The 25,122-nt window shown below is 72.7% G+C and carries 23 protein-coding genes; 9 read left to right on the top strand and 14 right to left on the bottom strand.

Annotation, left to right across the window (positions count from 1 at the left end; all coding sequences use genetic code 11):
* Positions 1–46 precede the first annotated feature (46 nt).
* The 4 genes from AC5WAM_RS15230 to AC5WAM_RS15215 all read right to left on the bottom strand — a co-directional run bounded on the left by AC5WAM_RS15230 (position 47) and on the right by AC5WAM_RS15215 (position 5,113).
* A complete protein-coding gene (locus AC5WAM_RS15230) occupies positions 47–2,119 on the bottom strand; it encodes a SpoIIE family protein phosphatase (protein ID WP_495522888.1) in 2,073 nt (690 codons plus the stop codon).
* Positions 2,120–2,175: 56 nt separating this feature from the next.
* Entirely contained in the window at positions 2,176–2,853 is a 678-nt protein-coding gene (locus tag AC5WAM_RS15225; RefSeq protein WP_495522887.1) for a class I SAM-dependent methyltransferase, read from the bottom strand.
* 116 nt (positions 2,854–2,969) lie between these two features.
* A complete protein-coding gene (gene fomD / locus AC5WAM_RS15220) occupies positions 2,970–3,656 on the bottom strand; it encodes a cytidylyl-2-hydroxypropylphosphonate hydrolase (RefSeq protein ID WP_366794328.1) in 687 nt (228 codons plus the stop codon).
* A 44-nt stretch (positions 3,657–3,700) separates the two neighbouring features.
* On the bottom strand, positions 3,701–5,113 hold the full coding sequence (locus tag AC5WAM_RS15215; RefSeq protein ID WP_495522886.1) for a class II fumarate hydratase: 1,413 nt from the start codon (positions 5,111–5,113) through the stop codon (positions 3,701–3,703).
* 152 nt (positions 5,114–5,265) lie between these two features.
* On the opposite strand from AC5WAM_RS15215, the gene AC5WAM_RS15210 reads away from it, so the two are divergent.
* Entirely contained in the window at positions 5,266–6,819 is a 1,554-nt protein-coding gene (locus AC5WAM_RS15210; RefSeq protein WP_495522885.1) for a ricin-type beta-trefoil lectin domain protein, read from the top strand.
* Positions 6,820–6,886: 67 nt separating this feature from the next.
* Here AC5WAM_RS15210 and AC5WAM_RS15205 read toward each other — a convergent pair whose 3' ends face one another.
* Positions 6,887–8,551, bottom strand: coding sequence for a fumarate hydratase (locus tag AC5WAM_RS15205; protein ID WP_495522884.1), 1,665 nt, complete (start codon positions 8,549–8,551; stop codon positions 6,887–6,889).
* A gap of 186 nt (positions 8,552–8,737) precedes the next feature.
* Between AC5WAM_RS15205 and AC5WAM_RS15200 the strand changes: the two genes are divergently transcribed.
* The gene (locus AC5WAM_RS15200; protein ID WP_495522883.1) at positions 8,738–9,424 is read left to right on the top strand and encodes a DUF1707 SHOCT-like domain-containing protein; all 687 of its coding nucleotides are present in this window, start codon (positions 8,738–8,740) and stop codon (positions 9,422–9,424) included.
* 181 nt (positions 9,425–9,605) lie between these two features.
* Complete coding sequence (locus tag AC5WAM_RS15195) at positions 9,606–10,022, top strand: WhiB family transcriptional regulator (protein ID WP_375256674.1); 417 nt, start codon at positions 9,606–9,608, stop codon at positions 10,020–10,022.
* A gap of 127 nt (positions 10,023–10,149) precedes the next feature.
* On the opposite strand, the gene glpX is transcribed toward AC5WAM_RS15195, so the two are convergent.
* Positions 10,150–11,184, bottom strand: coding sequence for a class II fructose-bisphosphatase (gene glpX / locus AC5WAM_RS15190; protein ID WP_366794333.1), 1,035 nt, complete (start codon positions 11,182–11,184; stop codon positions 10,150–10,152).
* Between the two features lie 160 nt (positions 11,185–11,344).
* Here glpX and AC5WAM_RS15185 point away from each other — a divergent pair, with 160 nt between their 5' ends.
* A complete protein-coding gene (locus AC5WAM_RS15185; RefSeq protein ID WP_366794334.1) occupies positions 11,345–11,893 on the top strand; it encodes a DUF4245 domain-containing protein in 549 nt (182 codons plus the stop codon).
* Positions 11,894–12,063: 170 nt separating this feature from the next.
* Here AC5WAM_RS15185 and AC5WAM_RS15180 read toward each other — a convergent pair whose 3' ends face one another.
* From AC5WAM_RS15180 to AC5WAM_RS15165, 4 genes are all read right to left on the bottom strand, one after another.
* Positions 12,064–12,654 carry a malonic semialdehyde reductase gene (locus AC5WAM_RS15180; protein WP_366794335.1) on the bottom strand — a complete coding sequence of 197 codons (591 nt, stop codon included), beginning with the start codon at positions 12,652–12,654 and terminating at the stop codon, positions 12,064–12,066.
* Between the two features lie 170 nt (positions 12,655–12,824).
* A complete protein-coding gene (locus AC5WAM_RS15175) occupies positions 12,825–13,049 on the bottom strand; it encodes an exodeoxyribonuclease VII small subunit (protein ID WP_138961577.1) in 225 nt (74 codons plus the stop codon).
* Between the two features lie 9 nt (positions 13,050–13,058).
* Positions 13,059–14,267, bottom strand: a complete 1,209-nt coding sequence (xseA, locus tag AC5WAM_RS15170; protein ID WP_138961578.1) for an exodeoxyribonuclease VII large subunit — start codon at positions 14,265–14,267, stop codon at positions 13,059–13,061.
* A gap of 262 nt (positions 14,268–14,529) precedes the next feature.
* Complete coding sequence (locus AC5WAM_RS15165) at positions 14,530–15,939, bottom strand: APC family permease (RefSeq protein WP_366794336.1); 1,410 nt, start codon at positions 15,937–15,939, stop codon at positions 14,530–14,532.
* A gap of 97 nt (positions 15,940–16,036) precedes the next feature.
* Between AC5WAM_RS15165 and AC5WAM_RS15160 the strand changes: the two genes are divergently transcribed.
* Both AC5WAM_RS15160 and ppgK read left to right on the top strand, forming a co-directional pair.
* Entirely contained in the window at positions 16,037–17,023 is a 987-nt protein-coding gene (locus tag AC5WAM_RS15160; RefSeq protein WP_366794337.1) for a 4-hydroxy-3-methylbut-2-enyl diphosphate reductase, read from the top strand.
* A gap of 40 nt (positions 17,024–17,063) precedes the next feature.
* Entirely contained in the window at positions 17,064–17,813 is a 750-nt protein-coding gene (gene ppgK / locus AC5WAM_RS15155; protein WP_172383480.1) for a polyphosphate--glucose phosphotransferase, read from the top strand.
* Between the two features lie 31 nt (positions 17,814–17,844).
* On the opposite strand, the gene AC5WAM_RS15150 is transcribed toward ppgK, so the two are convergent.
* Entirely contained in the window at positions 17,845–18,513 is a 669-nt protein-coding gene (locus tag AC5WAM_RS15150; RefSeq protein WP_495522882.1) for a DUF6542 domain-containing protein, read from the bottom strand.
* A gap of 304 nt (positions 18,514–18,817) precedes the next feature.
* Here AC5WAM_RS15150 and ychF point away from each other — a divergent pair, with 304 nt between their 5' ends.
* A complete protein-coding gene (ychF, locus tag AC5WAM_RS15145) occupies positions 18,818–19,906 on the top strand; it encodes a redox-regulated ATPase YchF (protein WP_495522881.1) in 1,089 nt (362 codons plus the stop codon).
* A gap of 63 nt (positions 19,907–19,969) precedes the next feature.
* Here the strand turns inward: ychF and AC5WAM_RS15140 are convergent, their stop codons facing one another.
* Positions 19,970–20,551, bottom strand: a complete 582-nt coding sequence (locus AC5WAM_RS15140) for a Uma2 family endonuclease (RefSeq protein ID WP_495522880.1) — start codon at positions 20,549–20,551, stop codon at positions 19,970–19,972.
* Positions 20,552–20,669: 118 nt separating this feature from the next.
* Here AC5WAM_RS15140 and AC5WAM_RS15135 point away from each other — a divergent pair, with 118 nt between their 5' ends.
* Positions 20,670–22,088, top strand: a complete 1,419-nt coding sequence (locus tag AC5WAM_RS15135; RefSeq protein ID WP_495522879.1) for an amidase — start codon at positions 20,670–20,672, stop codon at positions 22,086–22,088.
* A gap of 54 nt (positions 22,089–22,142) precedes the next feature.
* Here AC5WAM_RS15135 and AC5WAM_RS15130 read toward each other — a convergent pair whose 3' ends face one another.
* Together AC5WAM_RS15130 and AC5WAM_RS15125 are read right to left on the bottom strand one after the other, a co-directional pair.
* Positions 22,143–23,378, bottom strand: a complete 1,236-nt coding sequence (locus AC5WAM_RS15130) for an MFS transporter (protein WP_495522878.1) — start codon at positions 23,376–23,378, stop codon at positions 22,143–22,145.
* 307 nt (positions 23,379–23,685) lie between these two features.
* Entirely contained in the window at positions 23,686–24,294 is a 609-nt protein-coding gene (locus AC5WAM_RS15125) for a malonic semialdehyde reductase (protein ID WP_495522877.1), read from the bottom strand.
* A 165-nt stretch (positions 24,295–24,459) separates the two neighbouring features.
* Here AC5WAM_RS15125 and AC5WAM_RS15120 point away from each other — a divergent pair, with 165 nt between their 5' ends.
* Positions 24,460–24,966: a MarR family winged helix-turn-helix transcriptional regulator gene (locus AC5WAM_RS15120; protein ID WP_366794343.1), complete on the top strand. Its 507-nt coding sequence runs from the start codon at positions 24,460–24,462 to the stop codon at positions 24,964–24,966.
* Positions 24,967–25,122: the final 156 nt, after the last annotated feature.

Raw genomic sequence — 25,122 nt, 5'->3', positions numbered from 1 at the left:
GCCGGACCTGGCAGCGGCCTGGTCCGGGTGCCCGCTCAGGCCCGGCTCATGTCTGGTTCAGCTCGAACCAGACCACCTTTCCCGTGCTCAGCCGCGTGGCGCCCCAGCGCCGCGCCAGCTTGTTGACCAGGTACAGGCCGCGGCCGCCCTCGTCCGTGGCGCGCGCCTGCCGCAGCCGGGGCAGCTGCGGCACGTCGTCGCCGACCTCGCAGCGCAGGACGTCGGTCCGCAGCAGCCGCAGCGTGATCGGGCGCGTGGCGTACCGCACGGCGTTCGTGACGACCTCGCTGACGAGCAGCTCCACCGCGTCGTTCAGATCGGTCAGGCCCCAGCGCTCCAGGGCGCTGCGGGCGAGCCGGCGGGCGCGCGACGGGGTGGCGTCCTCCGGTTCCAGGAACCAGTACGCCACGTCGCTGGGCGCGATCCCGTCGAAGCGGGCGGCGAGCAGCGCGATGTCGTCGTCTCGGTCGCCGGGCCCGAGCATGTCGAGCACCTCGTCGCAGAGCGCCTCCAGGGGCGGCGGGTGGTCGGGCCCGGTCAGCTGGGCCGTGGCGGCGAGCCGCTCGCGCAGCTGCTCTATGCCGGTCCACACGTCGCGCAGCCGGGACTCCACGAGCCCGTCCGTGTACAGGAGCAGCGTGGCGCCCGCCGGGGCGTCCAGCTCGACGGCCTCGAAGTCCACGCCGCCGACGCCGATGGGCGCGCCCGGGGGCACGCGCAGGACCTCCGCGCGCCCGCCCAGATGCAGCAGGACGGGCGGCGGGTGGCCCGCGTTGGCGATGGTGATGCGGTGCGAGACCGGGTCGTACACCGCGTACAGGCAGGTCGCCATGCGGTCCGAGCCGAGCCGCTGGGCCTGCTCGTCCAGGTGGTGCAGGACCTCCTGCGGCGGCAGGTCGAGCCCGGCGAGGGTCTGCGCGGTGGTGCGCAGCTGGCCCATGATCGCGGCGGACGTCATCGAGTGCCCCATGACGTCACCGACGACGAGCGCCACGCGGCTGCCGGGCAGCGGGATCGCGTCGTACCAGTCGCCGCCCACGCGGGCGGTCTCGGCGGCCGGGAGGTAGCGCGAGGCGAGCCGCACGCCGGTGGCGCGCGGCAGGGTCTCGGGCAGCATCGTGCGCTGCAGCTCGTCCGCGATGTACGCCTCGCGGCCGTACAGGACCGCCTTGTCGATGCCCAGGGCGCTGTGCGTGGCCAGCTGGGCGGCCACCAGCAGGTCGTCGGCCTCGAAGGCGTGCCGGTCCGGGCGGCGCAGGAACACCGCGGCGCCGATGACCCGCCGCCGCCCCCGCAGCGGCGCCAGGATCGCCCGCTGCCCGCCCGGCACCGCCCGGCCCTCGCCGAGCAGCTCCGGCAGCGCGCCGAGCGCCTGCGCGGAGTCCGCGAAGACGGGGCGCACCCCGCGAAGCACCTCCGCGAGCGCGCTGCCCACCCGGACCTCGCACAGCTCGGCGGCCGTCGACAGGTCGGACTGGACCTGGAGCGCGGGCAGCGTGCCGCCGTCGGTGTCCTGGTCCTCCGGGATGCGGTCGGTGCGGCGCAGGCGCAGCAGCAGCGGCCCGGTGGGGCGCTCGTCGCCGACCGGAAGGGGGTCGCGCAGATAGACGAGGATCGCGTCCGAGAACGTCGGGACCGTGGCCCGGCACAGGCCCATCACGATCTCGTCGAGGTCGATGCCGCGGGCGATGCGCCGGGTCGCCGCGCCCACGAAGCGCAGCCGGTCGCCGTCGCGCCGCATCGCGGCCGGGCCCGGCGGGCGCGGCCGCCCCGAGCGGCGCTCGGCGCCCCCGGGCGGGCCGGGGACCGCGGCGGACGAGAGCTCGGCGGCCGGGCGGGTCTCGTCGACGCCGGTGCCCGGCTGCCCGGGAACGCCCTGGGGGGCGGGCCGGGGCCGGTGGCCGCCGGGGTCGAACGCGCCCGCCGTGGACGACTGGGCGTGCTCGCTGCCCGCGTCCTGCTCACCCGTACGTGCCTGCGCGGGCATGGCGTTCACCCCCGCGGAGCCGCCCACCTCCGGCTCCGGGGTACGCAGCAGCGCCCCGCGGGGATCCGCGGGGGCGGGGGGCCGGGCAACTGGTGCCTTGCGGCCCTCGTAGGGGCTGAGGTGCTCCGTCACGCGTTTTGAATCCGTCCGTCCGGGGCTGCGCGCCGCGCGCGCCGTCCAAGCGTTGCTCAGCCGCGCCGGCAGTGCAGGAATAACTGGTGCTCAGGTGGTGCGTCGGTGCTCGCCGGGGCGTACGCGTACGACTCCTCGTGGGCGATGTCGAAACCGGCGTCCCGCACGACCTGCCGCAGTTCGTCCCGCAGGTAACCGGATACCCGGATCACGTGCCCCAGGAACGGAATCGCCGCGTCGTCCAGGTCGGCCTCGACCATGGACAGCGCGAGCAGACCGCCGGGCCTGAGCAAGGACCGCAGCAGCCGAAGAGCAGACGGTATCTCCTCCCGGGGCAGCATCAACAGCGCGAAGAAGCAGGCAATCCCGTCGAACTGCCCCACAGCGCCCGGTCCTTCGCCGCCGATCCGCAGGTCGGCGAGGTCCAGACGGCGGAACTCGGCCGCGGGCGGGGGTACATTCCCGCGCGCGAGGTCCAGCATTCCGGCTGACAGGTCGACACCGAGCACGGTGTGCCCCGCGTCGGTGAGCTGACGGGCCGTGGGCAGCCCGGTGCCGCAGCCCACGTCCAAGACCCTGGACCCGGGAGGAAGTTCGTCGGCCAGTCTCTTTCCGGCCGCGAGCTGCCCCTCCTTGTGCGGGAACGCGACGTCGTACGCCGCGCCGATGGCGTCGAACGCCGCGGCCTGGCCCGTGCGGTCGCGGCCGCCACGCGCTCCGTATTCCTCGCTCACGTTCAGCCGCTCCTCGATGACATCCTGTCAGGCCGCGCGGGGGCACCAAGAGTTGCTGCTGTGCGCCCTTGCGGAGGACGATCCTACGTTTGAACCACGGGGGCGCATCAAGGGTCTCATGACGAGACATGCGCGGGCGTGCGGTCCCAGTCACCCGGCAGGGCGGGAATGCGCCAGCCCGCGTCCGGCCGCCACCGCTCCCAGCCGTCCGCGAAGGGCGAGCCCCACGCCTCGATCGCCGCCACGGCCGCGCGGCCCGCCCGGCGGACGGCCGCCGCCTGCCCGTCGTCCATCAGCCCGGCCCGCCGGGCCTGCTCGAACTCGTCCTCGTCGTGCCAGCGCCAGGTGCCGTCCGGGAGCACGGAGAGGTCGAGGAAGTGGTCCTCGGAGTCCACGCCGCCGGACCAGCGGGTGCGGGGCTCCTCCAGGTTCACGTACCAGTTCTTGAACCGCCAGCCCGGCTCCCAGAACAGCCACACCGACCAGGGCTCGTCCGGCCGGGCCAGCTTCAGGACGCCGGTGCCGAACCAGTGGCCGCGGCGGGTCGTGCGCGGCTTGGTGTACCGGGTGGCCAGGGGCTCCTCGTGCACGGCGGTGCCGTCGGCGAGCACCGGCCGCACGCACTCCGTGCCCGGCGCCAGCCAGACGGCCAGCAGGTCCGCGCTGTCCTCCACGACGGTGACGGGCCGGCAGATGTGGATCCCGTCACCGCCGTTGGCGCGGTAGCGCCACAGGATGGGTGTCCCCGGCGCCCAGTGCTTGGCGCTCGCCGGTGCCGTGCTTCCGTCGCGGTCGTCTGTCATGAACAGATACTAGGTGCCGCCGCCCGGGCCCTGCCGGGGGCTCCCTAAGGGTGGGTCATCCGCAGGACGTCCAGGGCCTCGTCCAGCTGCTCCAGGGTGAGGTCGCCGCGGTCGACGTACCCGGAGTCGAGGACGACCTCGCGGATGGTCCGCCGCTCGGCCAGCGCCCGCTTCGCGACCTTCGCCGCCTCCTCGTACCCGATGTACTTGTTCAGCGGGGTGACCACGGACGGCGAGGACTCGGCGTACTCCCGTGCCCGCTCCCGGTGCGCGACCACCCCGTCGACGGTCCGGTCGGCGAGCAGCCGCGCCGCGTTGGCGAGCAGCCGCACCGACTCCAGGACGTTCTTCGCGATGACCGGCAGCATCACGTTCAGCTCGAAGTTGCCCGCGGCCCCGGCGGTGGCCACGGTCACGTCGTTCCCCGTCACCTGCGCGGCCACCATCAGGACGGCCTCGGGGATCACGGGGTTGACCTTGCCGGGCATGATCGAGGAGCCGGGCTGGAGGTCGGGCAGGCTGATCTCGGCGAGCCCGGTGCGCGGCCCGGACGCCATCCACCGCAGGTCGTTCGAGATCTTCGTGAGGCCGACGGCGATGGTGCGCAGCTGCCCGCTGGTCTCCACGACGCCGTCGCGCGCGCCCTGGGCCTCGAAGTGGTCGCGGGCCTCGGTGAGCGGCAGCCCCGTGGACCGCGCGACCTCGGCGATGACGGCTGCGGAGAAGCCGGGCGGGGTGTTGATGCCGGTGCCCACGGCGGTGCCGCCGAGCGGCAGTTCGGCCAGGCGCGGCAGGGAGGACCGCAGCCGCTCGACGCCGTAGCGCACCTGCGCCGCGTAGCCGCCGAATTCCTGCCCAAGAGTGACGGGCGTGGCGTCCATCAGGTGCGTACGCCCGGACTTGACGACGTCGGCGAACTCCGCGGCCTTGCGCTCCAGGGTGGCGGCCAGGTGCTCCAGGGCCGGGATCAGCTCACCGGTGACGGCGGCCGTGGCGGCGATGTGGATCGAGGAGGGGAAGACGTCGTTGGACGACTGCGAGGCGTTGACGTGGTCGTTCGGGTGCACGTCGCGGCCGAGCCGCTCGGTGGCGAGCGTGGCGAGGACCTCGTTCGTGTTCATGTTGGACGAGGTGCCGGAGCCCGTCTGGAAGACGTCGACGGGGAAGTGGTCGTCCCAGCGGCCCTCGGCGACCTCGCGGGCCGCGTCCGCGATGGCCTCGGCGACGTCCTCGTCGAGCACGCCGAGCCGCGCGTTGACCTTCGCCGCCGCCGCCTTGATCTCGGCGAGCGCGGCGATGTGCGCCCGCTCGATGCGCTGCCCGGAGATCGGGAAGTTCTCCACGGCACGCTGGGTCTGGGCGCGCCACTTGGCGCCCGCGGGGACCCGTACCTCGCCCATGGAGTCGTGCTCGATCCGGTACTCGCCGCTGCCGTTGGTGTCCGCGCCGCCGCTCATGGTCCGACTGTCCTTCCGTTCCGTATCGCCCGCAACTGCCGCAAAGGCCGGGCAACTGCCTCGGAAAGTTGAGCTCTTGTCTTGTTCGGAGTATTCCCAAGACTCCTACCCACCAGTAAAAACCCTGGGTAACACCAAACCGGGGAGGCGCAATGAAGCGCACGACACGCGTCGGACACGGCGGCGCGGGCCGCCTGCGAGCCACGGTCACCGCCGCCACGGCCCTGGCGGCCCTGCTCGGCGGCGCCCTGGCGGCCGCACCCGCCCACGCCGCGCCCGCGGGGTCCGGGGGCCCGGCCACGACGGCCGTGCCGCTGCCGCAGGACCTGGAGAAGATCCGCGCGGCCGAGGCCACCAAGCTCTACGGAGACGCGGCCGAGCGCCCGCTCGCCGAGCGCAAGACCGGCCTGATCTCGCTCGGGGACAGCGAGATCAGCGGCGAGGGCATCGGCCGCTACGAGCCGGGCACGGACGGCCCGGACAACTGGTGCCACCGCTCGCCGGACGCCGCCGTGCACCGCACGGGCATCCCCGTCGACGTCACGTACAACGTCGCCTGCTCGGGGGCGACGACCGCGAACGTCCGCATCGGCGGGCAGCAGCAGTACGCCGACGAGCTGGTGCAGAGCGACAACCTCGCCATCAAGGCCCGCAACACCAGGATCAAGGCGATCCTGCTGGTCATCGGCGCGAACGACGACCTCCAGTTCGCGCCCGTCATGACCGACTGCGTGACCCGCTACCTCACGCTCCAGGGCCCGTGCGCGCCCAAGTACGCGGGCGGCTGGCAGGCCCGCGTCGACGCGCTCGTGCCCAAGGTCGAGCAGACCGTCCGCGACCTGCGCACCGTCATGAGCCAGGCCGGGTACTCCGCCGCCGACTACAAGCTGGTCGTCATGGGCTACCCGAGCCCGATCGGCCCCGACTTCCGCGACAACCCGAACTTCCCGGGCAAGCTGGCCTGCGGCGGCCTCGGCTACGACTCCGACACCCAGTGGGGCCGCAACGAGGCCGTGCCCGCCTTCGAGCGCGGCATGCGGCAGGCCGCGCGCGGCGCCGGGGCCACCTACCTCGACAACTCCCGCCTCTTCCACGGCCACGAGGTCTGCACGGAGGACACCTGGGCGCGGGGCCTGTACGTCGAGCTGTCCAACCCCGTCCCGCCGGACTCCAACTCGGTGCGCCAGTCCTTCCACCCCAACGCCCGGGGCCACGCCGCCTTCGCGTCCTGCCTGACCCAGCTGTACGACTCCGGCTTGGACGAGGGCGGCTGCGCCGACCCGGCAAGCACGGGCAGCGCCAAGCTCCACAAGGGCGGCTGGGACGACGCGTTCAAGCCCCTGAAGAACGAGGCCACCGGCACCTGCCTCGACGCCGACGCCTCCAACAGCCGCAACGGCACCAAGGTCCAGGGCTGGGACTGCACCGGCAACCGCAACCAGACCTGGTGGTACGACACCGGACAGCAGGCCCTGCGCACCGGCCTGACGCACGACCGCTGCGTGGACGTGCCGGAGGGCGCCTACAAGGAGGGCGCCGCCGTCACCCTCTGGAACTGCCACGGCGGCGACAACCAGAAGTTCGTGCGCCAGTCGGGCACCCTGCGCCCCGCCGCGGCGACCGGACTCTGCCTGACCCTCGCGGGCCCCAAGGAGCCCCTGAGGCTCCAGAAGTGCGCGGGGGCTGCGAGCCAGCGGTTCGCGTAGCGGCCCGTGGGGAACTGCGGGACCGCCGTGGCTGGTCGCGCAGTTCCCCGCGCCCCTTCGGGGCGCGCTACGCCAGCCCCGGACCCCGTACCGGGATCGACGTGAACGTCGGCTCGGGGGCCGGGTTCTGGAAGAAGTCGTTGCCCTTGTCGTCGACGACGACGAACGCGGGGAAGTCCTCGACCTCGATCTTCCAGACCGCCTCCATGCCGAGTTCCTCGTACTCGACGACCTCGACCTTCTTGATGCAGTCCTGCGCGAGGCGCGCCGCGGGCCCGCCGATCGAGCCCAGGTAGAAGCCGCCGTGCGCGGCGCAGGCGTCGGTGACCTGCTGCGAGCGGTTGCCCTTGGCCAGCATGACCTTCGAGCCGCCCGCCGCCTGGAACTGCTCGACGTAGGAGTCCATGCGCCCGGCCGTGGTCGGCCCGAAGGAACCGGAGGCGTAGCCCTCGGGGGTCTTCGCCGGACCCGCGTAGTACACCGGGTGGTCCTTCAGGTACTGCGGCATCTCCTCGCCCGCGTCGAGCCGCTCCTTGATCTTGGCGTGCGCGATGTCACGGGCCACGACCAGCGGGCCGGTCAGCGAGAGCCGGGTCTTGACCGGGTACTTGGTGAGCTCGGCGAGGATGTCGTCCATGGGCTGGTTCAGGGCGATCTTCACGACCTCGCCCTCGTCCAGGTGGGCGTCCTCGGTCTCGGGCAGGAAGCGCGCCGGGTCCGTCTCCAGCTGCTCCAGGAAGACGCCCTCGGCGGTGATCTTCGCGAGGGCCTGGCGGTCGGCCGAGCAGGACACGGCGATCGCGACCGGGCAGGACGCGCCGTGCCGAGGCAGGCGCACCACGCGCACGTCGTGGCAGAAGTACTTGCCGCCGAACTGCGCGCCGATGCCGATCTTCTGCGTCAGCTCGAAGACCTTCTCCTCCAGGTCCTTGTCCCGGAAGCCGTGGCCGAGGACCGAGCCCTCGTCGGGCAGCTCGTCCAGGTAGTGCGCGGAGGCGTACTTGGCGGTCTTCAGGGCGTACTCGGCGCTCGTGCCGCCGACGACGATCGCCAGGTGGTACGGCGGGCAGGCGGCCGTGCCGAGCGAACGGATCTTCTCTTCCAGGAACTTCATCATCGAGGCCTCGTTGAGGACGGCCTTCGTCTCCTGGTAGAGGAACGACTTGTTGGCGGAGCCGCCGCCCTTCGCCATGACCAGGAACTTGTACGCGCCGCCGTCGGTCGCGTACAGCTCGATCTGCGCGGGCAGGTTGGAGCCGGTGTTCTTCTCCTCCCACATGGTGAGCGGAGCCATCTGCGAGTAGCGCAGGTTCAGGTTCTTGTACGCGTCGTAGACGCCGCGGCTCAGGGCCTCCTCGTCGCCGCCCTGCGTGAGCACGTTCTGCCCGCGCTTGCCCATGACGATGGCGGTGCCGGTGTCCTGGCACATCGGCAGCACGCCCGCGGCCGCGATGTTCGCGTTCTTCAGCAGGTCCAGGGCGACGAACTTGTCGTTGGCCGAGGCCTCGGGGTCGTCGACGATCCGGCGCAGCTGGGCCAGGTGCGCGGGCCGCAGGAAGTGCTGGATGTCGTGGATGGCCTCCTCGGCCAGCTTGCGCAGCGCCTCCGGCTCGACCTTGAGGAAGGTGCGCCCGTCGGCCTCGAAGGTGGAGACACCCTCGGTGGTCACCAGCCGGTACGGGGTGGTGTCCTCTCCCAGCGGGAGCAGATCGGAGTACGCAAACTCTGGCATGACGCCCAATTCCTCACTTGGCAGACAGCGCGGCGCTCGCCTCCATTGGCGGCACCCGCCCAGCGTAGAACGGGCGGGGAGCGGGGTGCCGGTGAGGTAAGGCTCACTTGGGCTCGGGCCCGCGCGGCACGGGAACGGGCCGACAAGGGGTAGTCGCGATCTATCGCGTCTGGGTAGTCTGGTGCCGTGGACCTAGAGAAGCGCTCCCCGACACCTCCGGCCGAGGCGCCGCCGCGCACGGCGACGCCGCACCTCAGGGCCTCGGACGCCGATCGGGAGCGGGCCGCCGAGGTCCTCGCGGACGCCCTCGCCACGGGCCGCATCGACCCGCAGGAGCACAGCGAGCGGCTCGACCGCGTCTATGCGGCGAAGACCCTCGCCGAGATCGAGCCCCAGCTGGCGGACCTGCCCGCCCCCGAGGGGCCCGGCGGCGCCTCGTTCACCGAGGTCCCCGCGCGCCCCTCGCCCGGCGCGATCCCCGAGAGCGCCGACGAGACGCTGTACGGGGTCTTCAGCGACGTGGTCCGCAGGGGCCGCTGGAGCCCCGGCCGCCGCACGCACGCGTACGCCGTCTTCGGCGACGTGGTCGTCGACCTCAGCGAGGCGGTGTTCCAGCACCGGCAGATCGTCGTCAAGGGCTTCGCCCTCTTCGGAGACGTCAAGGTCCGCGTCCCGGAGAACGTGTCGCTGCGCGGGCGCGGCACCGCCGTCTTCGGCACCTTCGAAGTGGACACCCTCGCCTCCGCGGAGCGTGACGCTCCGGTGGTCTTCGTGGAGGGTCTCGCCGTCTTCGGCGACCTCACGGCCCGGCCCCGGCGCGGCAAGCTCATCCGCGACCTGCGCGGCTTGCTCCGCAAGCGCCTGCAGGGCTGAGTGCGCCGCCGCGCGCCCCGCGCGTCCGGCGGCGCCACGGCGACGGCACCTTTCGGCCAGCCGAACTCGGTATCAGGAACCGGAACTTCCGTGCACCGGGACACAGTGCATAGGCCCGCACACAGCGGGTAGAGCTTCGGGCATCGTCTCTCGCTCGCGAAGCCGTCGTCAGGAGTAGACCGTGCTGCAACCGACGCATCAGTCCCTGCAGGTCGCCGCCCCGACCGATGGGGCCTCCCCTGCACGAGCGCAGCCGAGTGCGTGGGGAAAGGTGCCAGTGCGGGAGCGGGACCAGGACAACCCATGGCACTCCGACGCCGTCTGCCGCCGCGACGAGGCCGGTCTCTTCTTCGCCCCGTCCAAGGAGCCCACCGCCGCGCGCCTCTCCCGCGAGGAGGCCGCGAAGCGGGTCTGCGCGCGTTGTCCGGTGATGGTGGAGTGCCGCGAGCACGCCCTGCTGCAACCGGAGCCGTACGGCGTGTGGGGCGGCCTGACCGCCGCCGAGCGCCGCGTGGTCCTCGCCCGCCGCCGCCGGCGCGACCTGGAGCTCAAGAAGGCGGCCCGCGCGGCGACCGGACCGGTCGCGGCCGCGGGCTAGCCCCCGCACCCCCGGCCACGGCCGGGACGCGGGGCCCGTACGGCAACGGGCACGTACGACAACGGGGGCGCTCCCCGCACGGAGCGCCCCCGTCGTCTGCGCGCGGCCTGCCGCGCGCCCGGTGCCGCTACTTCGCCCGCTCGAAGTCGATCGCGCTGTAGGCGCGCAGCTTCGCCAGGCGGTGATCGGAGTCGATCTTCCGGATCGTGCCGGACTTGGAGCGCATGACCAGGGACTGGGTCGAGGCCATCTCGGCGCCGTAGCGCACGCCGCGGAGCAGCTCGCCGTCGGTGATGCCGGTCGCGACGAAGAACACGTTCTCGCCGCTGACCAGGTCGTTCGTGGTGAGCGTGCGGTCCAGGTCGTGGCCCGCGTCGAGCGCGCGCTGCTTCTCCTCGTCGTCCTTGGGCCACAGCTTGCCCTGGATGACACCGCCCAGGCACTTGATGGCGCAGGCGCTGATGATGCCCTCCGGGGTGCCGCCGATGCCCATGAGCAGGTCGACGCCGGTGCCCTCGCGCACGGCCATGACCGAACCGGCCACGTCGCCGTCCGAGATGAACTTGATGCGCGCGCCGGTCTCCCGGATCTCCTTGACGATGCCCTCGTGCCGGGGCCGGTCCAGGATGACGACCGTGACGTCCTCGGGGGAGGACTTCTTGGCCTTGGCGACGCGGCGGATGTTCACCGACACGGGGGCGTTGATGTCCACGTAGTCGGCGGCCTCGGGGCCGGTGACCAGCTTGTCCATGTAGAAGACGGCGGACGGGTCGAACATGGTGCCGCGGTCGGCGGCGGCGAGCACGGCGATCGCGTTCGGCATGCCCTTGGCGGTGAGCGTGGTGCCGTCGATCGGGTCGACGGCGATGTCGACCTCGGCGCCGGTGCCGTCGCCGATGCGCTCGCCGTTGAAGAGCATCGGCGCCTCGTCCTTCTCGCCCTCGCCGATGACGACGACGCCGTTCATCGAGACGGTGTGGACGAGGGTCCGCATGGCGCGCACGGCCGCGCCGTCCGCGCCGTTCTTGTCGCCGCGGCCGACCCAGCGGCCCGCGGCCATGGCGGCGGCCTCGGTGACCCGGACCAGCTCCAGGGCGAGGTTGCGGTCGGGGGCCTCCGGAGAGACCTCCAATTCGGAGGGCAAATGGTGATGCTCGGTCATCGAGGCGCACCTTTCTGATACGACGACGGCCGGATGAGGGTGATGCCTCGACTCTATCCGCAGGTCGACAAAGTGAGCAGGGGGCCCCACGCATGAGCGGACGGGCGGCAGGGGAGGGGGCGTGCGAGAGCCCCGCCGGGGACCTGCGACGATGGGGGGCGTGGCAGGCAGAACTGGCAAGCAGACCGTGCGCAACATGCTGCTCTCGTTGGCCGTCATCGGCCTCGTCGTGGCGGCCATCTACGTCTTCATCCCGCACGACGAGTCCGAGGACCCGGTCGAGCGGGTCGACTACCGCGTCGAACTCCTGACGGCCCGGCGGGCGGCGCCGTACCCGGTGGCGGCCCCCAAGGGCCTGCCCGAGTCCTGGAAGCCCACCTCCGTCCGGTACAACGGCGCGGCCCACAACAACTGGCACCTGGGCTTCCTCGACCCGGCCGGCGAGTACGTGGCCATCAAGCAGTCCACCGGCAAGCCGTCCGAGTTCATCGACGAGGCCACGCAGAAGGCCCGGAAGACGGACGCGACGGAGAAGATCGCGGGCAAGACGTGGCAGCGCTACAAGGGCACGCGCTACAAGGCCCTCGTGCTGCAGGACAAGGGCGCCACGACCGTGGTGCTCGGCACGGCCCCGTTCGACCAGCTGTCGACGATGGTGGAGTCCCTGGAGATGAAGCGGACGCCGGTGGAGCCGGTGAAGGCGGGCTGACCCCCGCGCTCGCCGCACCCCGGTCCCGTCCCGCGATGTCGTAGCGCGATTCCTCCCCGCGATTCCGTAAAGCGGTCCCCGTAACGCGATTCCGTAACGCCAGAGGCCCCCGGCGCAGTGCCGGGGGCCTCTGACGTGCGGTACGGGGGTGCCGTGCGCGCGGGGGTCGCTCAGACGGTCGTGATGACCTGGTCGAACTCAAGGCGCGGGGAGCGCGGGAACCAGGCGTCCTCGCCCGGCTTGCCGATGTTGATGACCATCAGCGGGGTGTGGTCCTCGTCCAGGAACTCCTTCTGCACACCCGCGAAGTCGAGCCCGGTCATCGGGCCCGCGGCGAGGCCCGCGGCGCGGATGCCGACGATGAAGTACGCGGCCTGCAGCGCGGCGTTCAGGCCCGCGGCCTGCTCGCGGACCGGGCGCTCGGCGAAGAAGGCGTCCTTGGCCTGCGGGAAGTGCGGGAAGAGGTGCGGCAGCTCCTCGTGGAACTCGTTGTCCGCCGACAGGATCGCCACGAGCGGGGCCGTCAGGGTCTTGGGGCGGTTGCCCTCGGCCATGTGCTGCACGAGCCGCTCACGGGCCTCCGGGCTGCGCACCAGGGTCACGCGCAGCGGCGACTGGTTGAACGCGGTCGGGCCGTACTTGACCAGGTCGTAGATGGCCTGGATCTGCTCGTCGGTGACGGGCTCGTCGGTGAAGGTGTTGGCGGTGCGGGCCTCGCGGAAGAGCAGGTCCTGGGCGGCGGGGTCAAGAACGAGGGACATCTGAGTCAGCCTTCTCAATCTTAATGCGTCGTCGTACGGGGGGTCGTACGTCAGGGGTGGGGACGTGAGGATGACCTTACTCCAGTGAGGTTCAACCTTCAACTAAAGTGGGGGCGGGGTGAGCTACGCCACATTCCGGACAGGCCGGGGCGGCCCCCCGGGGCCGGGCCTCAGTCCTCTTCGGCCAGCGCGGCGTCCAGCCGGGCCCGGGCGCCCTCCAGCCAGCGCCGGCACACCGCCGCCAGCTCCTCGCCCCGCTCCCACAGGGCCAGGGACTCCTCCAGGGAGGTGCCCCCGGCCTCCAGGCGGCGCACCACCTCGATGAGCTCGTCCCGCGCCTGCTCGTAGCCGAGCGCGCCCGCCGTCCCGGCGGCTTCGTCCGTCTTGCTGGTCATGCGCCCACCCTAGATGTCGACCCGTACGGGGAAATCGCCTTCGGCGACCCGCGCGCGCAGCGCCTCGCCGTCCGTCACCTCGTCCGCCGCCCGGACGACGGCGCCGTCCTGCTTCTGCAGCACCGCGTACCCCCGCTGGAGCGTGGCCTTGGGGGAGAGCGCCACCACGCGCGCGTGCGTGTGGGCCAGCTCCGAGTCCGCGCGGTCCAGGAGGTGCCCGAGCGTGCGCCGGGCCCGGTCCACATACGCCGTGACCTGCTCCTCGCGCTCCTCGACCATGCGGTGCGGCCGCTCCATGCACGGCCGGGCGAGGGCGTGCGCGAGGCCCCGCTCCTCGCGCTCCAGGAACGCCACCACGCTGCGCCGGGCCCGCTCCCGCAGGAACGCGACCCGCTCCAGCTCCTCGCCGACGTCCGGTACGACCTTCTTCGCGGCGTCGGTCGGCGTCGAGGCGCGCAGGTCCGCCACGTGGTCGAGGAGGGGGTTGTCCGGCTCGTGACCGATCGCCGACACCACCGGCGTACGGCACGCGGCGACCGTCCGCACCAGCTGCTCGTCCGAGAACGGCAGGAGGTCCTCCACGCTGCCGCCGCCGCGCGCCACGATGATCACGTCGACCTCGGCGAGCTCGTCCAGCTCCTTGACGGCCTGCACCACCTGCGGCACCGCGTGCACGCCCTGCACCGCCACGTTGCGCACCTCGAAGCGGACGGCGGGCCAGCGGTGCCTGGCGTTCTCCAGGACGTCGCGCTCGGCGGCCGACGCGCGGCCGCAGACCAGGCCGATCAGCTGCGGCAGGAACGGCAGCGGCCGCTTGCGGTCGGCGGCGAACAGGCCCTCCCCGGCGAGCGTCTTCTTCAGCTGTTCGAGGCGGGCGAGCAGCTCGCCGACCCCGACCGGCCTTATCTCCGCCGCCCGCAGCGACAGCTGGCCGCGCGGCGCGTACCACTCCGGCTTGGCGTGGACGACGACGCGGGCGCCCTCCGAGACGACGTCCGCGACCGCGTCGAACACCTGGCGGTAGCACGTAACGCTCACCGAGATGTCGTGCGACGGGTCGCGCAGCGTCAGGAAGACCACACCCGCGCCGGGGCGCCGGGACAGCTGGGTGATCTGCCCCTCGACCCACACGGCGCCGAGCCGGTCGATCCAGCCGCCGATGAGGCGCGACACCTCGCCCACGGGGAGGGGGGTGTCGGCGGACGTGTTCAGAGCCATGCCGTGAGACTAGCCGTCGGGGCGGACAGTGCCGCCGCTCCGCGGCGGCCGGGGCTTCTCCGCCGCTCCGCGGCGGGGTTTTCCCACCCGCCCGCCCGTTTCTCCCTGGCCTTGCCGGCGCGGGTCGTATCCCCGCCGCTCCGCGGCGTGCTTGCCCACCCGCCCGCCCGTTTCTCCCCGGCTTTGCCGGCGCGGGTCGTGTCTCCGCCGCTCCGCGGCGCGCTCGCCCGCCCGTGGCTCCCCGGCCTTGCCTGCGCAGGCCCTACCCCCCTTCCCGCGCGCCCCTCCGCGCCCCCTGCACCGCCAGCACCACAAGCCCCGCCACCAGCCAGATCCCGCCCACCACCTGGGCCGTGCCCGACGCCTCCTTGATGACCGCGATGACGATCGCCGCGCCCAGGACCGGCACGAGGACGTGCCGCCACCAGCTCACCGGGCCTCCCTGGCGCCGCACCACGAACCACCCCACCACGCTCGCGTGCAGCAGGGCGAAGGCCGTCAGGGCGCCGATGTCGACGACCGAGACCAGGTGGTTCATGCCGTCGTCGCGGCGCGCGGCCCACACGGCCGCGACCAGCGTCACGGCCGCCGCGCACAGCAGGGCCACCCGCGGAGTGCCGGACTCCGTACGGGACAGGAGCCGGGGCAGGCGCCGCCCCCGGCTCATCGCGAAGAGCAGCCGGCCCGCCGCGGCCTGCCCGGCGAGCGCCGCGAAGGCCGCGCCGATGGCCTTGCTCACCGCCACCAGGTCGTGCAGCCAGGAGCCGACGGAGGCCTCCACGGCCGAGTAGAAGGCGGAACCCTGGTCACCGGGGTGTGCGGCCAGGTCGGCGGACGACATCGGCGTCATCAGGGCCACCAGATACGTCTGCGCCACGAACAGGACGCCCGTCAGGGCCAGGCAGAACAGGACCGCCCGCGCCACCTTCGCCGAGCCCCCGGTGACCTCCTCCGCGAACGAGGCGATCGCGTCGAAGCCCAGGTAGGACAGGACCGCCACGGACACCGCGCCCACCACCGCGGAGAGGGCGAACGCCCCTTGCGTACCGTCGCCCGAAAGGGGCGAGAGCCAGCCCCGCTCCGCGCCGTCGCGGGCGAGGACCACGATCGCGGACACCACGAACACCAGCAGGACCACGATCTCCATGGCGAGGACCGCGAAGCCGACCCGTGCGGCGGGACGCACGCCCCACAGGTTCAGGGCGGTCGTCACGGCCACCGCGAGCGCCGTCCACACCCACCGGGACACCTCCGGCACCAGCTCGTGCATGGCGATCCCGGAGAAGAGGTACGCGACCGCCGGGATCAGCAGATAGTCCAGCATCGCCATCCAGCCCGCGATGAATCCCGCGCCGTTGCCGAGGCCCACGCGCGCGTACGCGAAGACCGAGCCCGCCTGGGGCACCACCCGCACCATCTGGGCGTAGCTGAAAGCGGTGAACGCCATGGCGACCGTCGCCACGACGTACACCAGCGCCACCGCGCCGTGCGACTTGGCGTCCAGGGTCCCGAAGACGCCGACGGGCGCCATGGGGGCGATGAAGAGGAGTCCGTAGACGACGAGGTCACGGAAGCCGAGGCTGCGCCGCAGCCCCTCGCCCTCCGTCGCGGTCGCGGCGGACCCCTGGCCCCCGTCGGACGGTGGCTGCGCATTCGTGCTGTGGGCGGACATCGTGCCTCCGGGTGCCTGACGCTGATCGCACACTTGGCTCCCAGTCTCCCCACACAGGCGATCTTTGACCTCTCGTACGCGGCCTTACGATGGGCCTATGACTGCAACGCCTGGCTCCCGCCGTGTCCTGCTCGCCGCTCCCCGTGGCTACTGCGCGGGCGTGGACCGTGCCGTGATCGCCGTCGAGAAGGCCCTGGAGCAGTACGGGGCCCCGATCTACGTCCGCCACGAGATCGTCCACAACAAGTACGTCGTGCAGACCCTGGAGAAGAAGGGCGCGATCTTCGTCGACCAGGTGGACGAGGTGCCCGAGGGGTCCATCGTGATGTTCTCCGCGCACGGCGTCGCGCCGACCGTGCACGAGGAGGCCGCCGAGCGGAAGCTCGCCACGATCGACGCGACCTGCCCGCTGGTCACCAAGGTCCACAAGGAAGCGGTCCGGTTCGCCAAGGAGGACTTCGACATCCTCCTGATCGGCCACGAGGGCCACGAGGAAGTCATCGGCACGTCGGGCGAGGCCCCCGACCACATCACGCTGGTCGACGGCCCGGACGACGTGGCGAACGTCGAGGTCCGCGACCCGGACCGGGTCGTCTGGCTCTCCCAGACCACCCTCTCCGTCGACGAGACGATGGAGACGGTCGGCGCCTTGAAGAACAAGTTCCCGAACCTGCTCTCGCCGCCCAGCGACGACATCTGCTACGCCACGCAGAACCGTCAGACCGCGGTCAAGAAGCTCGCCGAGGACGCGGAGCTCGTCATCGTCGTCGGCTCCAAGAACTCCTCGAACTCGATCCGCATGGTCGAGGTCGCCCTGGAGGCGGGCGTGCCCGCCTCGCACCTGGTGGACAACGCCGGCGAGATCGACGAGGCCTGGCTGGAGGGCGTGACCACGGTCGGCCTCACCTCGGGCGCGTCCGTCCCGGACGTCCTGGTGGACGGCGTCATCGAGTGGCTGGCCGAGCGCGGGTACGCGGACGTGGAGACGGTGAAGACGGCCGACGAGTCGATCACGTTCTCGCTGCCCAAGGAGCTCCGCCGGGACCTGCGCAGCGAGGCCGCGGAGCTGTCCGGGAAGAAGTGACCACCGCGTCGCCGCCGGTCCGGCGTCGTACGGTGGGGCCATGCAGATCTTCGGTGTGGACATCGGCGGATCCGGGATCAAGGGCGCTCCCGTGGACCTGGACCGCGGAGACCTGGCGCAGGAGCGGCACAAGGTCCTGACGCCGCACCCGGCCACGCCCGAGGGCGTGGTGGCGCGCGTGTGCGAGGTCGTCGAGCACTTCGGCTGGTCGGGGCCGGTCGGCGCCACCTTCCCCGGTGTCATCACCGACGGCACGGCCCGCACGGCGGCGAACGTCGACAAGAGCTGGATCGGCACGGACATCCGCGGCCTGATCGCCGACCGGCTCGGCGGCGTCCCGGTCACCGTCCTGAACGACGCGGACGCGGCGGGCGTCGCCGAGATGCACTTCGGCGCGGGCCGCGGCCGCACCGGCACGGTCATCGTGCTCACCCTCGGCACGGGCATCGGCAGCGCCGTCTTCACCGGCGGCCGCCTCGTGCCGAACACGGAACTCGGCCATCTGGAGCTGCACGGCCACGACGCGGAGAAGCGCGCCTCCTCCAAGGCCCGCGAGGACGAGGACCTGACCTGGGAGCACTGGGCGCGCCGCGTGCAGAAGTACCTGGCGCACGTGGAGATGCTGTTCTCGCCCGAGGCGTTCATCATCGGCGGCGGCGTCAGCCGCAAGGCCCACAAGTTCCTGCCCCTGATCGAGGGCGTCCGGGCCGAGCTGATCCCGGCGAAGCTGCAGAACAACGCCGGGATCGTGGGGGCGGCCATGGCGGCAAGGGCCACCGCCGGGGACTAGGGCCGGGCCGCGCGACTGGGGCCGGGCCGCGCTAGGACGCCGGGACGCGGCGCCCCGGCGGGGTGTGGTCGCCCGGCCGCGGCGGGCGCCTGCTCTGCGGCGGGCGCTGCTCCTTGCGCTGCGCGCGCCTGCGGCCCATCAGGCGCAGCTTGCGTACGGTCACGATCACCCCGGCGACCAGCGTGCCGCCGTACAGCCAGCCCGCGTGCAGGGCCAGCGAGGTGAGCAGGCCCATGAAGTGGCCGCCGAAGCCGCCGGTGCCCTCGGCGATGGGCAGCACCCCGGCTGCGAAGGCGATCGGCACGGCGACGGGCGCGGTGACCAGGTCGGCGGGCCGCACCCACAGCGCGGTGAGCGCGCTGACCGGCAGGAACAGCACTCCGTACGCGACCACCGAGCTGCCGAAGAGCAGCCGCAGCAGGCACGCGAGCAGCAGCATGACGACGGCCGCGAACAGGCCGCTGCCCAGCCCGGTGAGGCGCGGGTTCGGCATGCGGCGCAGCTTGCGGTACAGCGGCATCCGGCTCAGGGCCCGGTACACCGGGTTCCTGCGCAGGATCCGGGCGAGCGGGGACGAGGTGCCGGGCGGCCGGGAGGCGGCCCGGTAGACCGTCGCCGACTCCGTGGGGCTGCCCTGCCCGGGCAGGGGCGCGGCGGGGCGCGGCCTGGCGCGCGGGGGACGGGTCCTGTGTTGCTCCACCGCACCAACCTAGGTCGGGCCGGGGGCGGAACCGGGACTGGGACACGCGTTTTGGCCGAGCTTGGTCCGGCGTTCGACGCGGAGGCGGTACGCGGGCGGGGCACGGGGCCCGGCACACCGTAGACTGGTGGATCGTGCCCCGGGCAGTGCGGGGCCGGTGAGGGACCACCGCGGGCCCCCGGGGGCCCCGGACGATGGGGACGACGGGGACGGCGAGCGCAGCGGCCGACCCGCCGGGTCCGCCCACGGGGCCCTCGCACAGCCCCAGCCAAGACCCCACTCCTCACGTACGGGAAGTCGCAACGTGTCGCTCACGATCGGAATCGTCGGTCTGCCCAACGTCGGCAAGTCGACCCTGTTCAACGCCCTGACCAAGAACGACGTCCTTGCGGCCAACTACCCGTTCGCGACGATCGAGCCGAACGTGGGCGTGGTCGGCGTCCCCGACACCCGCCTGGACAAGCTCGCCGAGATCTTCGGCTCCCAGAAGATCCTCCCGGCGACCGTCGACTTCGTGGACATCGCCGGCATCGTGCGCGGCGCCAGCGAGGGCGAGGGCCTGGGCAACAAGTTCCTGGCGAACATCCGCGAGTCCGACGCGATCTGCCAGGTCATCCGCGCCTTCGCGGACGAGAACGTCGTCCACGTTGACGGCAAGGTCTCGCCGAAGGACGACATCGAGACGATCAACACCGAGCTGATCCTCGCCGACCTCCAGACGATCGAGAAGGTCCTGCCGCGCCTCCAGAAGGAGTCGCGCATCAAGAAGGACATCGCGCCGAAGGTCAAGGCCGTCGAGGAGGCCAAGGAGATCCTGGAGAAGGGCGACACGCTCTTCTCCGCCGGCATCGTCCAGGGCTCGGGCAACGAGGAACTGCTCCACGACCTGCACCTCCTCACCACCAAGCCCTTCCTCTACGTCTTCAACGTGGACGAGGACGAGCTGACCGACGACGCCTTCAAGGCCGAGCAGCGCGCCCTGGTCGCCCCCGCCGAGGCGATCTTCCTCAACGCCAAGCTGGAGGCCGACCTCGCCGAGCTGGACGAGGACGACGCCCTGGAGCTCCTCCAGTCCGTCGGCGCCGAGGAGCCCGGCCTCGCCACCCTCGCCCGCGTCGGCTTCGACACCCTCGGCCTCCAGACCTATCTGACGGCAGGCCCCAAGGAATCCCGCGCCTGGACCATCAAGAAGGGCGCCACGGCCCCCGAGGCGGCCGGTGTCATCCACACCGACTTCCAGAAGGGCTTCATCAAGGCCGAGGTCATCTCCTTCGCCGACCTGGTCGAAACGGGCTCGGTGGCCGAAGCCCGCGCGGCGGGCAAGGCCCGCATGGAGGGCAAGGAGTATGTGATGCAGGACGGGGACGTGGTGGAGTTCCGCTTCAACGTCTGACGCGTGCACGCGAAGGGGCCGGGTTCTGGTGAACCCGGCCCCTTCGCGTTGCGCGGTGCAGTGTCAGCTCTTTCGCGGCGGGGTGAGCTTGTCGAGGTCGAGGCTGATCTTGAACGGCAGCTGGAGGTGCAGAGCTCCCCGGAAGATCCCGGCGGGCGCGTAGGCACGGGTCGGCTCGTCCAGTTCGTAGACGTGGACGACGGGCGCGCCGTCCTCGTCCTCGACGCACCAGTAGTGCGGGATGCCTGCCTCGGCGTACTTGCGGAGCTTGACGGTGCGGTCGCGGTGGGCGGATTCGGGGGAGACGACCTCGACCACGAGCTGGATGTCCACCGGGTCGTAGGACGTCCTGTCGGGGTCGTACGTGGCTGTCGTCACGAGAAGGTCGGGCTCGGGACGGTTGCGGGCGTCGAGCCGGACGGTCATTTCCCGTTCGACCTCCGCCCCTTCCGGGGCTTGCTGCATGAGGGCGACCGTCAGCGCTGTGACGATGCGGCCGTACCAGGACCTCTGTGGCGACATCATGAAGACGAGGGCTCCATCGATCAGCTCGGTGTGACGCGGGGCTTCCGGGAGGTGGTCCAGGTCCTCCGCGAACCAGCCCTCCGCGCGTGGCGGGCGCATCCAGTCGGGCAAGCCGGTCATGCCTCTCACCGTACCGAGGGCGGCTGACCGGGCGGCGGGAACGTCAGTTCGGGTGTCGCTGCCGGTCCGTCGGCCGCACTGTTGACGCGCCGCTCCCTCGCCTCCACCGTGGTCCGGTATGGGCGATGACGATCTCTGTTTTGTCGATGCCGTGGAGCTCGCGCGGATGGTGCGGGTGGGGGAGGTGTCCGCTCGGGAGGTGGTGGCGGCGCATCTGGGGCGGGTGGAGCGGGTGAATCCCGGGGTGAACGCCGTCGTCTCGGTGGATGGTGAGGGGGCGCTCGCGGCGGCCGGGCTGGCGGACGAGCGGCTGGCCGGGGGCGGGGACGTGGGGCCGTTGCACGGGCTGCCGGTGGCGTTCAAGGACACGCATCAGACGCGGGGGATGCGGACCACGCTGGGGTCGAGGGTGTTCGCCGAGTGGGTGCCGGACGAGGACGAGCTGATCGTGGCGCGGATGCGGGCGGCGGGGGCCGTGGGCTTCGGCAAGACCAACGTGCCGGAGTTCGGGGCCGGGTCGCACACCTTCAACGCCGTGTTCGGTGCGACGCGCAACCCCTACGACCTCGGGCGCTCCGCGGGCGGCAGCAGCGGGGGAGCGGCGGCCGCGCTCGCGGCGGGGCTCCAGCCGCTCGCGGACGGCAGCGACATGGGCGGCTCGCTGCGCAATCCGGCCTCCTTCTGCAACGTCGTGGGGCTGCGGCCGACGCCGGGCCGGGTGCCGTCGTACCCGGCGGCGAACGCGTGGGACAGCCTGACCGTGCCGGGGCCCATGGGGCGCACGGTCGCCGACGTGGCGCTGCTGCTGTCGGTCATCGCCGGGCCGGATCCGCGCTGTCCGCTGTCGCTCGACATCCCGCCCGCCGCCTCGTTCCGGGCGCCGCTGGAACGCGACACCCGGGGGCTGCGGGTCGCGTGGGCGCCGGACCTGGGCGGACGGGTGCCGGTCGACCCCGACGTACGGGACGTACTGGAACGGCAGGGCGCGGTGTTCGAGGCGCTCGGCTGGCGGGTCGAGGAGGACTGCCCGGATCTGGACGGGGCCGACGCCGTCTTCCGTACGCTGCGTGCGCAGGCCTTCCTGCTGGGGCCGGGTCCGCTCCTCGACGAGCACCGCGCGCTGCTCAAGGAGAGCGTGGTGTGGAACATCGAGGAGGGCCGCAAGCTGACCGGCGCCGACCTCGCGGCGGCCACGGCCGGGCACACCCGCATCGTGCGCGCGGCCGCCGGGTTCTTCGAGCGGTACGACGTGCTGCTCGCGCCGGTGAGCCAGGTCGCGCCGTTCCCGGTGGAGTGGGAGTACCCGCGGGTCGTGGACGGGCAGGCGCAGGAGACGTACATCGACTGGATGCGGTCGGCGTCGTATGTGTCGCTGCTCGGCGGGCCCGCCCTCGCCGTGCCCGCCGGGTTCACGGAGGCCGGGCTTCCGGTCGGGGTGCAGATCGTGGGGCCGCCCCGGGCCGAGCGGGCCGTCCTGGAGGTGGGGGCCGCCTTCGAGGCCGCGACGGGGTGGGGCCGACGGCGGCCCGCGCGGTGAACAGGGGTGCGGCCCCCGCCCGGGTGGAGGCGGGGGCCGCGGTGCCTGCGGGGGCTAGCCGAGGACGAGCAGGGTGGCGAGGCCGGGGCCGAAGGCGCCGCCGAGCTGGTAGCTGAGGGCGAACAGGCCGATCGCGGTGGGGCGCTGGGCGTCCGTGGTGGCCGAGGCCGCCTGCACGGACAGTGTCGCGTTGGCGCCCGTCGCGGCGAAGGCGGCCGCGCCCGCGGCCAGCAGGAGCAGGACGCCCGAGGTCGCGAAGGCCGCGGTGACGGCCGCCGTCACGCCCACGGCGACCAGGACCGTGCGCACCGCCGCGCGCCCCATGCGGGCCGAGCCCGCGGCGAGCAGCCAGGACGCGGCCGACGCGATGAGCAGGGTGAACAGCTGGCCGGTGCCGATCGTGCCGGTGGTCCAGCCCGCGCGGTCCTGGAGCAGCCGCGGCACGGTGAACAGGAGCGTGAAGTACGAGGTGGACAGGGCCGCGCCGAGTACCGCGGAGGTCACGAAGAGCGGGGAGCGCAGGAGGCGGGCCGGGACGAAGCCCTCGGGGCGGCGGCGGACGTGCGCGGCCAGGAGCACCGCGGCGACCAGGGCGCCCGCGAGCGCGGGCAGCGGGGCGGTCGGCAGCAGGATCAGGGTCGTGGCGAGCGCGATGAGGAGCGTGGCGCCGCGGGCGTCGAAGCGGCCCTGGGCGGGCGGCGTCCGCCCGGCGTAGCGGGCGACCACCGGTACGGCCACGACCGCGACCGCCGAGACCGCGAGCGCGAGCCGCCACGACACGGCGTCGGTGAGCGTCGCGCCGAGCAGCGGGCCCGCCGCGCCGAGGATGCCGAAGCCGGAGCTGATCACGCCCATGCGGCGGGCGTTGCCCGCGAGGTTCATCGCGATGGCGACCAGGCCCGCGCCGCCGAGGGACTGCGCGGCGCGGCCCGCCAGGGCCACGGGCAGCCAGGGCGCGGCGGCGACGAGCGCGGTGCCGCCGAGGACGAGGGCCGTGCTCAGCCGCAGCACCGTGGCGAGGCCGCGGCGGCGCAGGAGCCCGGCGAGCAGCGGGGTGCCCGCCGCCATGGCCCAGGCGAAGGCGGTGACCAGCCAGGTCGCCGTGGCCGTGGCGACGCCGAGGGAGCGGGCCATGTCCGGCAGGATCAGCACCGGCGCGTTGGCCCCGGCGGCGACGGGCGTGGCGAGCAGCGCCAGCCAGCCGATGGGGACCTGGCCGGAGCGGGCCGGTGCGGTGGCCTCGGCGGCGGGGCGCGGGACGGCCTTGCCGAGGGCGGTGACGGTGGACATGGGAACCCCCTGAAGCGAATGGTGTGCGGCGGCCGGGTGGCGGACCGTGGTGACGACGTGGTGCGGGACCGTCGGGTTGGACGGGGTGACGAGGCCGGGTCGGGCCGTGGTGACGGGGCCGGGCAGGGCCGTGGTGACGGAGGCCGGGGCGGGCCGTCGGGGCGGGCCGTTGCGACGCAGCCGGGTCGGGCCCCTGCCTCGACGTCGGGTCGGGCCGTTGCGTCGACCTCGGGGTCGGGCCCTGGCCTCGAAGCCAGGCGGGACCGTCACACCGACCTCGGGTCGGGGCCCTCGTGGCGCGGCCAGGTCAGACCGTCGTGACCACGTCGTCGTACGGCAGGCGGGGCGAGCGCGGGAACCAGGCGTCCGGGCCGGGCCTGCCGATGTTGACGACCATCAGCGGCTCGTGGTCGTCGTCCAGGAACTCCGAGCGCAGGCCCGCCGCGTCGTACCCGGTCATCGGCCCGGCGGCGAGGCCCGCGGCGCGTACGCCGACGATGAAGTACGCGGCCTGGAGGGCCCCGTTGAGCAGGGCGGACCGCTCGCGCACCGCGCGCTCGGAGAAGTACGTGCGGCCGGCGTCGGGCGCGTGCGGCACCAGGCGCGGCATCTCCTCGTGGAACTCGTGGTCCGTGGCGAGGACCGCGACCAGCGGGGCGGTGGCGGTCTTGGCGCGGTTGCCCTCGTCCATGTGCTTGAGGAGCCGCTCGCGCCCCTGCGGGGTGCGGACGAGCACCACGCGCAGCGGCGACTGGTTGAAGGCCGTCGGGCCGTACTTGATCAGGTCGTAGACGGCCTGGACCTGCTCGTCGGTGACGGGCTCGGAGGTGAAGGTGTTGGCGGTGCGGGCCTCGCGGAAGAGGAGGTCCTGGGCGTCGGGGCCGAGGGCGAGAGCGGGCTGGGCGGCGGCGGTCATCGGGTACACCTTCGTTCTCTTCGCGTTCGTTCTCTTTGTGCTCGTATTCTGAGCACTGAGAGTTTCAACGTTGAGATAAAAGCACGCGGGTTCGTTCAGCGTCAAGTGTCTTAACATTGAGAAGTCGTCCGTTGAGAGAACAGAAGCGAAGGAGAGTGGGTCCGCATGAGCGACGCCGTGGACGCCATCGTCGGGCAGTGGGAGAAGGAGCGGCCCGAGCTGACCGACGCCCTGTGGCCGGTGCAGCTGATCGCGAGGGTGCAGCGCATGCACCGGGTGCTCGACCGGGAGGCGAAGGCGTTCCACGCCCGGCATGGGGTGGAGATCGGCGAGTTCGACGTCCTCACCACGCTGCGCCGCTCCGGGCCGCCGTACGCCCTGACCGCGGGGGCCTTCCTCAAGGCCGCCATGGTGACCTCGGGCGCGATCACCAACCGCATCGACCGCATGGAGGCCAAGGGTCTGGTCCGGCGCGTCCGGGACGCCGCCGACCGGCGGACCGTCAGGATCCAGCTCACCGAGCACGGCAAGGAACTCACGGAGACGCTCATGGCCGAGCACCTGGAGAACTACGACCGGCTCCTCGACGGCCTCGACCGCGACGAGGTCCTGCGCGCGGCTGAGCTGCTGCGCAAGTTCCTGGAGCTGCACGGCGACACGTCGATCGCGTAGTCGGCCGCGGGGTGCGCGCCGAGGGGCGGGCGGGCCTTCGCGGGCCCGCCCGGCGTCACTTTCCGGCCATGACCCGCACATGGCAATCGTGTTACGTCCGAACCCCACCCTTGTGCGTCTCTTGGGGATCCGACAACCTTTCGACGGCGACAGAGA

The sequence above is a fragment of the Streptomyces sp. JLYT201 genome (genome assembly GCF_059448825.1).
Note: the sequence above shows the minus strand (reverse complement) of the source record. Positions and strands in the feature narration are given on the sequence as shown.